The following is a 12,664-nucleotide window of genomic DNA, read 5'->3' on the forward strand; positions in this document are numbered from 1 at the left end:
TGCCGCTGCGCATTGGTGCGGCAGGAGGCTCGCGACAGTGCGGTCCGCGACAAATCTAATCGCTCTCGAACTGCGACAACGCCGCCAGCGCGCGGCGATAGTTCTCGGCACCGAGCCGGCGCGCCACCCTCTTCTCGTGCGCGGCGATCAGTGCATTGGCCTTCTTCAGGATCAGGCGGCCACGCGGCGTCAGGCCGAGCGCATGGGCCCTGCGGTCGTGCTCGGAGCGTTCGCGCACGATCAGCCCGGCCTGCTGCAGGTCGTCGAGCAGCGCGACCATGCGCGCGCGCTCGACGCCCAGCGCGCCCGCGATCGCGATCTGCGTGGCGCCGGGATTGGCCGCGATCGTCTCCAGGATCGAATAGAGGATGACGTCGAGGTCGACGGCCGCGAGCCCGGCGTTGACGTCGCGGAAGATCCAGTGCTGCAGGCGGCGGACGAAATAGCCGAGATGGCTCTCGAGCTCACCGAGACCGATCCCGGAAACCTGGCTGGCTGCGTCTCGCTGCGCTCCGGCGCTCGCGCTCTTGGGCATGCTGGCTCGCTGACATGAAGCATCCCTGCCTAGACCGAGGCCGTCGCAAGGGCAAGCCGCCGCGATTGGTCACATCCACAATAATTGCAAAATACAACCATTCTGTTAGTCTCGCGGCCAACGACTACAACATGGGAGGGAGACGCATGCCGTCATTCATGGCGACGGCTGCCTGCATTGCGACCGCAATGCGGCGGCACATTGCACCCGATCGCAGCGCCTGTTGCGCAGCGTGTTCCTCCCGCACTGCAGCTTCAGCGATCACCTCCCGCCGCCCGGAGACACGCCATGGCTGATGCAGAACGCCGCGCCTCCGAGCCTGCGATGTTCGCCGAGCCGTCGATCGAGGCCGTCAGGCGTGACGACGGCGCGATCATCCTGCGCTCGCGCATGCCGTTGCAGCCGGCCGCGCGCTGCACCGGCGAATGGCTGGAGCATTGGGGCCGCCATTTCCCGGATCGCACGTTCCTCGCCGAACGCCGTGGCGACAACTGGACCTGGCTGACCTACGGCGAAACATTGATGCAGGTCCGCGCCGCCGCGGCCTGGATGCTCGCGCAGGGCCTCGGTCCGGAGCGTCCGCTCGCGATCCTCTCCGACAACAGCATCGCCCATGCCGTGCTGGCGCTCGCAGCGCAGCATGTCGGCATCCCCGTCTGCGCGATCTCGCCGGCCTATTCGCTGATGTCGACGGATCACGAGAAGCTGCGCGCGATGATCCGTCTGCTCGATCCGGGCGCCATCTTCGTCGCGCAGCGCGAGCCGTTCGCGCGCGCTCTCGCGGCCGTCGACGGCCTGCATCGGGCAACGATCATTGCCGGCGACGGCGATGGAACGAGCGCGGTGCCGCTGCAGACCCTCCTCGCGACGAAGCCCGGCGCCGAGGTCGACCGCGCCTTCGCCGCGGTCACGCCGGACACGGTGGCCAAGCTGCTGTTCACCTCCGGCTCGACCGGGCAGCCGAAAGCGGTGATCAACACGCACCGGATGCTGACCATGAGCCAGCAGGCCAAGGCGCAGTTGTGGACCTTCCTGCGCGAGGTCGAGGGCGGCCCCGTCATCGTCGACTGGCTGCCATGGAGTCACACCTTCGGCGCCAACCACAATTTCAACCTGGTGCTGAGCCACGGCGGGTCGATCTACATCGACGGCGGCAAGCCGGCGCCCGGCCTGTTCGAGACCTCGCTCGCCAATCTACGCAGCCTGGTGCCGACGATCTATTTCAACGTGCCGCGCGGCTTCGACATGCTGGTCGCGGCACTCAGGGCCGATGACGATCTGCGCCGCAGATTTTTCTCCGGCGTCAGGTGCATCCTCTATGCGGCCGCGGCCCTGCCGCAAAATCTGTGGGATGCGCTCAACGAGATGAGCCGGGCCACGATCGGCCGTCCTGCACCGCTGGTGTCGGCGTGGGGCGCCACCGAGACATCGCCGCTCGCGACCGACTGCCACTTCTTCGCCGAGCGCGCCGGCAACATCGGCGTGCCGATCCCCGGCACCGAACTCAAGCTGGTGCCGACCGGCGAGAAGCTCGAGGTCCGCGTGCGCGGGCCGAACGTGATGCCGGGCTATTGGAAGGCGCCCGAGCTCACGGCCGCGGCTTTCGACGAGGAGGGCTTTTACAAGATCGGCGACGCCGTGAAGCTCGCAGATCCCGAGCATCCGGAGCGCGGCCTGTTCTTCGACGGCCGCATCACCGAGGATTTCAAGCTCAGCTCCGGGACATGGGTGAACGTCGGCGCGCTGCGCATTGCCGGCATCGCGGCGTTGGCGCCGTTGGCGCAGGATATCGTGATCGCAGGCCACGGCACCGACGAGGTGCACTTTCTCATCGTGCCCAACATCGCAGCGTGCCGCGGCGCCGCTGGGCTGACCGAGACGGCCGCGGCCAGCGACGTTCTGGCGCATCCATCGGTGCGCACTGCCATCGCGCGAGGATTGGCCAAGCTTCGCACTGAGGCGGTCGGCTCGTCGCGCTATGCGACCCGTGCGCTATTGATGGCGGAGCCGCCCTTGCTCGATGCCGGCGAGATCACTGACAAGGGCTATGTCAACCAGCGCGCGGTGCTCACCCGCCGCGCTGATCTGGTCGCACGACTGAAGGATGAAACCGCGACCGAGCTGATCAGGCCTGACATGTCCTGACCCAGAACTACGCAACTACTCAACACTCACAAAATGGCGTCCGTACAACTACGGAAACGCCCCCGCGCGTACGGCAACTAGTTGCCATCCGCACTTAACCGGGCATCAACTGCGAATCCTTAAAATGGCTCGCATCTAGATTCCTCACATGTCCGGACCGCCCCATGGCTCAGTTGAGGTCTCTCGCGAGGCCAGCGAGGCCGGCCGGCGCTCGACCGACATCCGCGACGGCTCGACTGTTGTCGCCGACAAGGTGCAGCGACTGCGCACCGAACTGGTGCGGGTGATCCGGACCTCGACTGCCGACGTCGATCGCCGGCTGTCGACGCGGCTCAACATCAACCGCCAGGGCACGCTGCAGGTGAATGGCGAAGCGATCCCTGTCACCGTGCGCAACCTCTCGCTCGGCGGGGCGCTGCTCGAAGCCGTTCCGGTTCGTCTGACGATGAACACGTCGGTGACGCTTGCCATCACCGGCATGGTGTCCGATCTGCCGGGGACCGTGACCCGCGTCGGCGACCGCACCGTGTTGGTCCAGTTCGCACTGAACCCGGAGCAATCGGTGCGGCTGACGGCGCTGGTCTCGGACCGTCAGGCGGCGCAACGCGCCGACCCCCGCCCTCAACGGAAATGGCAGGCGACGAGATGCCCCTCGGCGCTTGCCTTCAATGGCGGCACTTCCTTGCTGCAGACGTCCTTGGCGATCGGGCAGCGGGTGTGAAAGTGACAGCCCGATGGTGGATTGATCGGGCTCGGCACCTCGCCCTTGAGCCGGACGCGCTTGCGCTTGACGCTCGGATCCGGGATCGGCACAGCCGACAGCAGCGCCTCGGTGTAGGGATGCTTCGGCGTCGAATAGAGCTGGCGCGACGGCGCGGTCTCGACGATGCGGCCAAGATACATCACCGCGACGCGGCGGCTGATGTGCTCGACGACCGAGAGGTCGTGGGCGACGAACAGATAGGCGATGCCGAACTTCTGCTGCAGATCCTCGAGCAGGTTGATGACCTGGGCCTGGATCGACACGTCGAGCGCCGATACCGGCTCGTCGCAGATGATCAGCTTGGGCTCGACCGCGATGGCCCGCGCAATGCCGATGCGCTGGCGCTGGCCGCCGGAGAATTCATGCGGATAGCGGGTCATGTGGTCGGCTTGCAGGCCGACGGTCTCCAGGAGATGAACGATGCGCGCCTCATATTGCTGGCGTGAGGTCGCCAGCCCATGGATCGTCAGCGCCTCGCCGATGATGGCGCCGATGGTCATGCGCGGGTTGAGCGAGGCATAGGGATCCTGGAAGATGATCTGGATGTCGCGGCGCAACGCGCGCAGCCTGTCGCCGGACAGCGCGATGACGTCCTTGCCCTCGAAGCTCAGCTCGCCCGAGCTCGGCTCGATCAGCCTGAGGACGCAGCGCCCGGTGGTCGACTTGCCGCAGCCGGACTCGCCGACGAGGCCGAAGGTCTCGCTCGGCTCGATGTGGAAGTTGACGCCGTCGACAGCCCGCACGCTGCCGATCTGGCGCTTCAGAAGCCCGCCCCGGATCGGAAACGCCTTGGTCAGGTTGCGCACGCTGAGCAGCGGCGCGGGGGCGGCGGGCGTGGCAATCGCAGCTTCGGTCATCACAGCAACGTCTCTTCGGCGCGGATGCACGCCACCTTGTGGCCGGGCTCGATCTCGCGCAGCTCCGGCTGCGCGCGCTTGCAATCGGGAATGGCGAAGCGGCAGCGGGAAGCGAAGCGGCAGCCCTCCGGCGGATTGACCAGCTTCGGCACGCTGCCGGGGATGCTCTCCAGCCGGCTCTTCCTGACCGCCGCGAGATCGATACGCGGGATCGAGCGGATCAGGCCCTGGGTATAGGGATGGCGCGGATTGGCGAACAGGCGATCGACCGGCGCCTCCTCGGCCACCCTGCCTGCATACATCACCACGACGCGCTGGGCGACCTCGGCCACCACGCCCATCGCGTGGGTGATCAGCATGATCGACATGCCGAGCCGCTCCTTCATATCGAGCAGCAGATCGAGGATCTGCGCCTGGATCGTGACGTCGAGCGCGGTGGTCGGCTCGTCGGCGATCAGGAGCTTGGGATTGCACGACAGCGCCATCGCAATCATCACGCGCTGGCGCATGCCGCCAGAGAAATGATGCGGATAGTCGTTCACGCGGGCTTTCGGATTGGGGATCTGCACCAGCGCCAGCATCTCGGCCGCCCGATCCATCGCCGCCTTCTTCGACAGGCCCTGGTGCAGCCGGATCACCTCGGCGATCTGGTCGCCGACTGTGTAGACCGGGTTGAGCGAGGTCATCGGCTCCTGGAACACGATCGCGATCTCGCTGGCGCGGATCTTGTTCATCTCGGACGAGCCGAGCGGCACCAGGTCACGGCCCCGCCACAGGATCTGGCCGCCAGCGATGCGGCCGGGCGGCATCGCGATCAGCTTCAGCACCGACATGGCCGTCACGGTCTTGCCGGAGCCGGACTCGCCGACCACGCACAGGGTCTCGCCGCTGCCGATCGAGATGTCGACGCCGTCGACGGCCTGGACCTCGCCCTCGTCGCTGTTGAAATAGGTCTTCAGCCCCTTGATCTCGAGGAGCGGAGCTACGCGGGCATCCATCACATCACCTTCCGCGGATCGAGCGCATCGCGCAGGCCATCGCCGATGAAGTTGATCGCGATCACGGTAAGGAAGATCGCGCCGCCGGCGAACAGCGCCCAATGCGGCGCGATGTCGAGATAGTCCTTGGCGTCGAACAGCAGCCGGCCCCAGGTCGGAATGTCCGGCGGGAAGCCGAGACCGAGGAACGACAGCGTCGATTCCGCGATGATCGCGGCCGCGACGTCGATGGTGCCGGCGACGATCACCGGCCCCAGCGCGTTCGGCAGGATGTGGCGGACGACGAGACGGGCGTTGGAGGCTCCGAGCGCGCGCGCGGCCTCGACGAATTCCTTCTCGCGCAGCGACAGGAACTGGGCGCGGACCAGACGCGCCACATGCATCCAGCGAAAGCCGCCGATCACGAGCACGATGAGCACGAAGACGCCGCCTTCCGGGCCGAGCCAACCCTTCAGGAAGTCGCGGAACAAATAGATGATCAGGAGCAGCAGCGGCAGTTGCGGCAGCGACAGAAACAGATCGGTCAGCCACATCAGCGCGGCATCCACCGGTCCCTTGGCCGAGCCGGCGATCGCACCGACGAGAATGCCGACGAACAGCGCCACGCCCATCGCGGCAAAGCCGACCGCGAGCGAGATGCGGCCGCCATAGATCATGCGCGCCAGCAGATCCTGGCCGAGATCGTCCGTGCCGAACGGATGCTCCCAGGACGGCGGCGCGAGGCGTGCCGTGAAGTCGATCTCGTTGATCGGAATCCGCCACAGCCACGGGCCGAGCAGGATCGAGAGCGCGAGCAGCAGCAGCACGACGATGCTCGCGGCCGCGAGGCGGTGACGGAGGAAGCGGCGGAGCGCGTCGCGGCCCGGCGAGAAACGCCGTTTGGGCGATGCGGCGACCGGCGCCGTCTCAACGGAAGGAGATGCGTGGGTCAAGCCAGCCATACAGAATGTCTGCGATGAGGTTGAAGAGGACGACGAGGCAGGCGAACACGAAGGTCACCGCCATGATGACCGGCGTATCGTTGGCGAGGATCGCGCTGATCAGGAGCGAGCCGATGCCGGGAATGCGGAAGATCTGCTCAGTCACGATGGCGCCGCCGAACACGGTCGGCATCTGCAGCGCCACCAGAGTCACCACCGGGATCAGCGCGTTGCGCACGACGTGCTTGACGATCACCTTGCGCTCGTCGAGGCCCTTGGAACGCGCGGTCGTGACGTAGTCGAGCTTGATGACGTCGAGCACGGCCGAACGAACATAGCGGGTGTAGGACGCCGCCTGATAGAGGCCGAGCACCATGACCGGCATGATCGCCTGCTTGATGCTCTCCCACCACCATTGCCAGCCGGTCGCCTGCAGGTCGGCGCGATAGACGAACGGCAGCCAGCCGAGATTGACGCTGAAGATCAGGATCAGCAGCAGGCCGGTGAAGAAGGTGGGCAGCGAGAAGCCGATGAAGGCGAAGGTGTTGGCGATCTGGTCGAAGATCGAATAGGGCCGCCGCGCCGCGAGCACGCCCACCGGCAGCGCCACCGCCAGCGCCAGGATCTGCGCGGTGCCGACCACGTAGAGCGTGGTCGGTATCCGCTGCAGGATCAGCGTGTCGACATTGACGCGGCTGGCGAAGGAGAAGCCCCAGTCGCCCTGGAACATGGCGACCAGCCAGTGGACATAGCGCAACAGCACGGGATCGTTCATCCCGAACTTGATGCGCAGCGCCTCGCGCACCTCGGGCGGCACGTTCGGATTGCTCGCGAGCTCGCCGAACGGATCGCCCGGTGCCAGCGCGAGCAGCACGAACAGAATGAGACTGATGCCGAGCAGGCTCGGCACAGCGACGATGAGGCGCCTGAGAAGATAGTTTCCCATCGCTCCACCCCTACGATGTCTGGCTGGTCATGCTGGCCGCGCGTCAGCTCGCCCGATACCAAGTGGCGATGAACGCCAGATCGTTGTCCCAGCCGCTCTTGTACAGCACCATGCCGTTCTTCACGCCGATCGCATTGAGCCGGTTGATCTCCGGCAGGACGTAGTTGTCGCGCACGACGAGGTCGTTGAGCTTGATGAAGTGCGCGGCGCGCTTGACCGGATCGAGCTCGCTCTGGGCCAGCTTGTAGGTCTCGTCATACTCCTTGTTCTGCCAGCGGCAGATGTTGCGGCCCTGCCACTTGTTCTCCTTGGTCGCGGCCTCGGTGGACACGAACTGGTTCATGAAGAACTGCGGATCCGCCTGCGGCATCGTGGTCTGATACATCTGCATGTCGCAGTAGAAATGCGAGTAGGTGTCGGGGTTCGCGACGTCCGAGGAGAAGAACACCGACGCGACCACCGACTTCAGCTCAACCTCGATGCCGGCCTTCTGGAACGCCTGCTTGATGATCGCCTGGTTCTTCTGGCGCGGGCCGTTGATCGAGGTCTGGAACACGAATTTGAGCGGCTTGCCGTCCTTCTCGCGGATGCCGGAGGCGCCCTTCTTCCAGCCGGCCGCATCGAGGATCTGGCTGGCCTTTTCGATCGAGAACTCGAAAGTATTGTTCTTGGAGCGGAAGCGCTCGGGGTTGTTGAGGAAGTTCGGCGTCGCGACGCCGGCGCGTCCATAGATGAACTTCTGCACCGACGCACGGTCGATCAGCAGATTGATCGCCTTGCGCACCTCGGGATCGGAGAACAGCGGGTGCTTGGTCTTCAGGCTGGCGCGCTCGCCGTCGACCTCGACATTGGGATCGGTGACGTTGAGGCCGATATATTCGATGTTGCCGGTCAGCGTCAGCTCGGTCTTGCCCTGGCCGCCCGCCTCGAGCTTGGTCAGGATCTCGTCCTCGACCTGCAGATTGTAGGCGTAGTCGTATTCACCGGTCTGCAGCACCGCGCGCGCAGCAGAGACGGCATCGCCGCCGCCCTTGATCTCGACCGTGTCGAAATAGGGCTGCGTCGGCACGTGATAGTCCGGGAAGCGCTTGCCGGCGACGGTGTCGCCCGGCTTGAAGTCCACGAACATGTAGGGACCGGTACCGACCGGCTTCAGGTTCGCCGGCGCCTCGCGCGACTTCGCGCCGATATAATCCGCAAAGTGATGCTTGGGGATGATGCAGCCGAACGAGGCGACGAAGGCATCGGCCCAGAATGGCGTCGGCTGCGGAAAGATCAGCTTCACGGTCAGATCGTCGATCTTCTCGATCGACTTGACGTTCTTGTAGCTGCCGATCGAGACCGCCGAGGTCTCGGGGTTGTTGGCGTATTCCCAGTTGAAGACGACGTCGTCGGCCGTGAACGGCTTGCCGTCGTGCCATTTCACGCCGGGCTTCAGCTTCCACGTGACAGAGAGGCCGTCGGCGGCAAGACCGCCATTCTCCTTGCTCGGAATTTCGGCTGCGAGGATCGGAACAAGGTTGCCCTCCTTGTCCCATCCGGCCAGCGGTTCGTAGAACAGGCGGCTGGCCTCCTGGTCCTTGGTGCCGATGGCGAAATGCGGATTGAGCAGCGTCGGCGCCTGCCAGAGCAGCAGCTTGAGCGGTCCGCCACCACCGGCCTTGGTCGGCTTGTAGGCGATGGCTTGGGCGGCCACGGCGACGCCGGAATGGGCGAGCATCGCGCCGGCCATCGGCGCGGTCAGCCCCACGGCAATCATCCGCTGCACAAATTCGCGCCGTGACAGGCGCCCTGCTTTGACATCAGCGATCTGGCTACGGAGGTCACGCTCGTTCATTCAATCGACTCCAAGGTGGTGCTGAATGCCAAAAAACGCGTCCCCGTCTTGCATCGATCGGGAACTGCATAAAATTGGATCAGCCTTCGAAGCGACTGTCAAAGCAGAATCCGGGCCAATTCCGCAATAAAGAACGGATCGATTGTCGCACTTCGCAGATGCGGAAAGATTGACTGCGAGTCACATCCCGGAAAATGGAACTACGTCGCTAGCGACGGTCGCCACACACCGGAATGTTCTGCTTCGGCATGAACGCTCTCGATGTGCGCTCAGCTCTCGCGACACCAGTTCGGCAACTGCCAGAGGTCGTTGTCCCATTCCGAGGAATGGCTCTACAAACCTTTGCGGATGCCGCTGCCGCCCGTACCCGGCGACGCCATCGTGATCATCAGCATTTCCATGTCGCAGTAGACGTGCGTGTAGGTGTCGGAATTGGCGACGTCGCTGGAGAAGAACACCGAGCCCGTCACCGACTTCGGCTCAAGCTCGATGCCCGCCTTCTGGCGGGCCTGCTTGACGATAGCCTGGTTCTTCTGCCGCGGGCGTTGGTGGAGGTCTGGACTACGAGCTTGAACGGCTTGCCGCCCTTCTCGCGAATGCCGCTCGCGCCCTCCTTCCAGCCGGCGCACGGATGCAGCTCAGCGCTCCGGCTTCAGCTTGCGGAAGCGGACGCCCTTGCCATCCGGCAGCCGGGTCGCGACATAGCCTGCCGCCAGGCAGGCCTCGCGCTGCGGCATTTTCTCCTGCGGGCTCCGCAGGCTGTCCCACCACGAGGCGCGCTGCGCGGCGCGCGGCAGGCTGTCGCCGATCAACTCCTCGATCTCGTCGAGGCTGAGCACCAGCTCGGGGCGGGTCTGCCGCTTGAGATAGTCTCGAAGCGCATCATAGTCCGGCAAGTCTCGACTCCATCGTACCAGCGCGTGTGCGGCCGCCTTGACGACAGGCGCGGCGAACGCAACGACTCGTTAACCTAACATGCGTTACTTCGGCTTTATCCGTCAGTCTACGGACGGGACTCCACGGGGACGGGACGATCCGATGCGCTGGAAACGCCGAACGGGCCGGGCGTCGCAGCCTTGGCGGGTCTCGGCGCGCACGCTGATCACCTGCTCCATCTCGACCATCATCGGCTTCTCCGCCATCTGCGCCAGCGTCATGATCGACCTGCGCCGGAGCGAGGAGGTCCGCGCCCGGCAGGCGCTGGAGAACATGGCCGCCAGCATCGGCGCCGACATCAGCCGCAACGTCGAGCTCTACGATCTCTCGCTGCGGGCGGTGGCCAGCAACATGTTGCTGCCCGAAATCAACGAGGTCAGCAAGCCGGTCCGCCAACTGATCCTGTTCGACCGTTCGTCCACCGCGAAGAATTTCGGCACCATCCAGGTGTTCGATGCCCGCGGACGGCTGTCGCTCGAGTCGTCGACGCTCGACCCGCTGCCGGAGGACCGCAGCGACGCCGATTTCTTCCAGGTACATCGCGACCGGCCCGACACCGGACTCTATGTCGGGCGGCCCGCCCAGCATCATGGCCAATATTCCATCGTTCTCAGCCGCCGCATCTCGACGCCGGACGGACGCTTCGCCGGCGTCGTCGCCGGCTCGATCCGCCTCGGCTATTTCCGCGACCTGTTCGCACGGCTCACGCTTGGGGCGGGCGACAACATCACGGTGCTCCGGCGCGACGGCACCGTCGTCGTCGGCGCGCCGTTCGATCCCGCCGCGATCGGCCGCAATCTGGCGCGGGCGCCGGCCGTGACCCGCGCGCTCACCGAGCCGTCCGGCTGGTCGAGCAGCTATGGCGCACCGGACGATCTGCCGCGGCTCCTGGTCTGGCGCAACGGCAATGAGCCGCTGGTCGTGATCGCCAGCAAGTCGTGGGACAGCGTCTACGCATACTGGCGCAATGAGGCTGGAGAGATCGGGGCGATGATGCTGGCGCTGATCGTGTTCGTCCTGGCCGCGACGCAGGTCGCCGCGCGCGAGATCCAGCTCCGGGTGAAGATCGAATCCAGGCTGGAGCAGCTCGCGACCACGGATCCGCTGACGGGCCTGAAGAATCGGCGCAAGTTCGACGAGACGATCGAGCTCGAATGGTGGCGGGCGCAGCGCACCGGCGCGCCGCTGGGGTTGCTGATGATCGATGCCGATCACTTCAAGAGCTACAACGACACCCATGGGCACCAAGCCGGCGATCAGGTGCTGGTCGGCATTGCCGTGTGCATCTCCGATTCGGTGCGGCGCGCCGGCGACTGCGCCGCGCGTTATGGCGGCGAGGAGTTCGCGGTGCTGCTGCCGGGGACCTCGGAAGCGGATGCGCTGCGCGTCGCGGAGACGATCCGCAGCAAGGTCAAGCTGTGGGCGGGAGAAGCGTGCACCACCTCGATCAGCATCGGCGCCGCCAGCGTCACGCCGTCGCGCGACACCGATTGGACCGGCCTGCTGAACGCCGCCGACCGCGCCCTCTACATGGCCAAGGCCGCCGGCCGTAACCGCTGCGCCAGCGCAGCGGTGCGTCACCCGTCACCCGCGGCCTCGCTGGCGGCGTGATGCCGCCAACCGCCTCGAAGGCGCGGCATTTCTCGCCGGCTTGGCCTCAGCCCTTGCCTTCGAGATAGCGCTTCATGTCCTCGCGCAGGCCATCGCGCAGATCGGCCCGCGCCATGCCGAAGGCGATGTTGGCGCGCAGGAAGCCGGACTTCGAGCCGCAATCATGCCGCTCGCCGTCGAAATCCACGCCATAGAATTTCTGTGTCTTCGACAATCCGATCATCGCATCGGTAAGCTGGATCTCGCCGCCGGCGCCGCGCTCCTGCGTCGCCAGGATCTGGAAGATCTCCGGCTGCAGGATGTAGCGCCCGGTGATCGAGAAGTTCGACGGCGCGGTGCCCTTGGCCGGCTTCTCGACCATGCCGTCGACCTCGAAGATCTTGCCGTCGCGCTTGCCGACGCCGCAGATGCCGTATTGATGGGTCTGGTCGGCGGGCACTTCCTGCACCGCCAGCACGTTGCTCTTCTCCGGCAGCTTGCTCGCCGCCGCGATCATCTGCGCCAGGCACCCCGGCGAGTTCAGCACCAGCTCGTCCGGCAGCACCACCGCGAACGGCTCGTCACCGACGATGTCGCGCGCGCACCACACGGCATGGCCGAGGCCGAGCGGCGCCTGCTGACGGGTGAAGCTGACCGCGCCGGCCTCCGGCTGGTCGCGCGCCAGGATCTCGATCTCGGTCTTCTTGCCGCGCGCCGCGAGCGTCGCGTCGAGCTCGTACATGCGGTCGAAATGATCCTCGATCGCGGTCTTGTTGCGCCCGGTCACGAATACGAAATGCTCGATGCCCGCCTCCTTGGCTTCGTCGAAAACGTATTGGATGAGCGGCCTGTCGACGATCGTCAGCATTTCCTTCGGCATCGCTTTGGTGGCGGGAAGGACGCGGGTGCCGAGACCGGCGACCGGAAAAACGGCTTTGCGGATCTTCATGGGGATGACTAGACCTTGTGGCGATATGAATGCGAAATCGATCGCATTTTAGGTAGCTCGTTTGCAGCCGAGAACAAAGGCGGATGTTGGGTCCAGTGTTCCGCTCGACACGGACCGAACGGCTAAATTTCGCTGCGGAAATCGTTAACCTTGTTAATCTCCCGTTAAGCAGGACCGGGCCTCGTGGA

At 65.4% G+C, this 12,664-nt stretch carries 11 protein-coding genes and 1 pseudogene; 3 read left to right on the forward strand and 9 right to left on the reverse strand.

Annotation, left to right across the window (positions count from 1 at the left end; all coding sequences use genetic code 11):
- Window positions 1–55 precede the first annotated feature (55 nt).
- Window positions 56–535 (reverse strand): MarR family winged helix-turn-helix transcriptional regulator, encoded by a 480-nt coding sequence (locus QW881_RS19670; protein WP_316158894.1) that lies wholly within the window; start codon window positions 533–535, stop codon window positions 56–58.
- A gap of 288 nt (window positions 536–823) precedes the next feature.
- Here QW881_RS19670 and QW881_RS19675 point away from each other — a divergent pair, with 288 nt between their 5' ends.
- Both QW881_RS19675 and QW881_RS19680 read left to right on the forward strand, forming a co-directional pair.
- Window positions 824–2,680, forward strand: a complete 1,857-nt coding sequence (locus QW881_RS19675) for a feruloyl-CoA synthase (protein ID WP_316158896.1) — start codon at window positions 824–826, stop codon at window positions 2,678–2,680.
- Window positions 2,681–2,828: 148 nt separating this feature from the next.
- Window positions 2,829–3,401, forward strand: a complete 573-nt coding sequence (locus tag QW881_RS19680; protein ID WP_316158897.1) for a PilZ domain-containing protein — start codon at window positions 2,829–2,831, stop codon at window positions 3,399–3,401.
- Here the strand turns inward: QW881_RS19680 and QW881_RS19685 are convergent.
- The 7 genes and pseudogenes from QW881_RS19685 to QW881_RS19715 all read right to left on the reverse strand — a co-directional run bounded on the left by QW881_RS19685 (window position 3,302) and on the right by QW881_RS19715 (window position 9,897).
- The gene (locus QW881_RS19685; RefSeq protein ID WP_315753319.1) at window positions 3,302–4,300 is read right to left on the reverse strand and encodes a dipeptide ABC transporter ATP-binding protein; all 999 of its coding nucleotides are present in this window, start codon (window positions 4,298–4,300) and stop codon (window positions 3,302–3,304) included. The two genes, QW881_RS19680 and QW881_RS19685, sit on opposite strands and share 100 nt — an antisense overlap.
- Complete coding sequence (locus QW881_RS19690; RefSeq protein WP_315753321.1) at window positions 4,300–5,298, reverse strand: ABC transporter ATP-binding protein; 999 nt, start codon at window positions 5,296–5,298, stop codon at window positions 4,300–4,302. The genes QW881_RS19685 and QW881_RS19690 overlap by 1 nt, the downstream gene beginning before the upstream one ends.
- A complete protein-coding gene (locus tag QW881_RS19695) occupies window positions 5,298–6,239 on the reverse strand; it encodes an ABC transporter permease (protein WP_315734470.1) in 942 nt (313 codons plus the stop codon). Before QW881_RS19695 ends, QW881_RS19690 begins: the two co-directional genes overlap by 1 nt.
- Entirely contained in the window at window positions 6,205–7,164 is a 960-nt protein-coding gene (locus tag QW881_RS19700; RefSeq protein ID WP_315713883.1) for an ABC transporter permease, read from the reverse strand. The genes QW881_RS19695 and QW881_RS19700 overlap by 35 nt, the downstream gene beginning before the upstream one ends.
- Before the next feature lie 43 nt (window positions 7,165–7,207).
- The gene (locus QW881_RS19705) at window positions 7,208–9,001 is read right to left on the reverse strand and encodes a peptide ABC transporter substrate-binding protein (protein WP_316158898.1); all 1,794 of its coding nucleotides are present in this window, start codon (window positions 8,999–9,001) and stop codon (window positions 7,208–7,210) included.
- A gap of 269 nt (window positions 9,002–9,270) precedes the next feature.
- Window positions 9,271–9,626 (reverse strand): annotated as a pseudogene (locus QW881_RS19710) (peptide ABC transporter substrate-binding protein); the annotation flags it as partial.
- A gap of 13 nt (window positions 9,627–9,639) precedes the next feature.
- The gene (locus tag QW881_RS19715; protein WP_315734477.1) at window positions 9,640–9,897 is read right to left on the reverse strand and encodes a hypothetical protein; all 258 of its coding nucleotides are present in this window, start codon (window positions 9,895–9,897) and stop codon (window positions 9,640–9,642) included.
- Window positions 9,898–10,039: 142 nt separating this feature from the next.
- On the opposite strand from QW881_RS19715, the gene QW881_RS19720 reads away from it, so the two are divergent.
- A complete protein-coding gene (locus QW881_RS19720; protein WP_316158900.1) occupies window positions 10,040–11,548 on the forward strand; it encodes a diguanylate cyclase in 1,509 nt (502 codons plus the stop codon).
- 46 nt (window positions 11,549–11,594) lie between these two features.
- Here the strand turns inward: QW881_RS19720 and QW881_RS19725 are convergent, their stop codons facing one another.
- On the reverse strand, window positions 11,595–12,476 hold the full coding sequence (locus QW881_RS19725; RefSeq protein WP_315734482.1) for a UTP--glucose-1-phosphate uridylyltransferase: 882 nt from the start codon (window positions 12,474–12,476) through the stop codon (window positions 11,595–11,597).
- Window positions 12,477–12,664 lie beyond the last annotated feature (188 nt).

Source organism: Bradyrhizobium sp. SZCCHNS3016 (assembly GCF_032484535.1).
Taxonomy (GTDB): domain Bacteria; phylum Pseudomonadota; class Alphaproteobacteria; order Rhizobiales; family Xanthobacteraceae; genus Bradyrhizobium.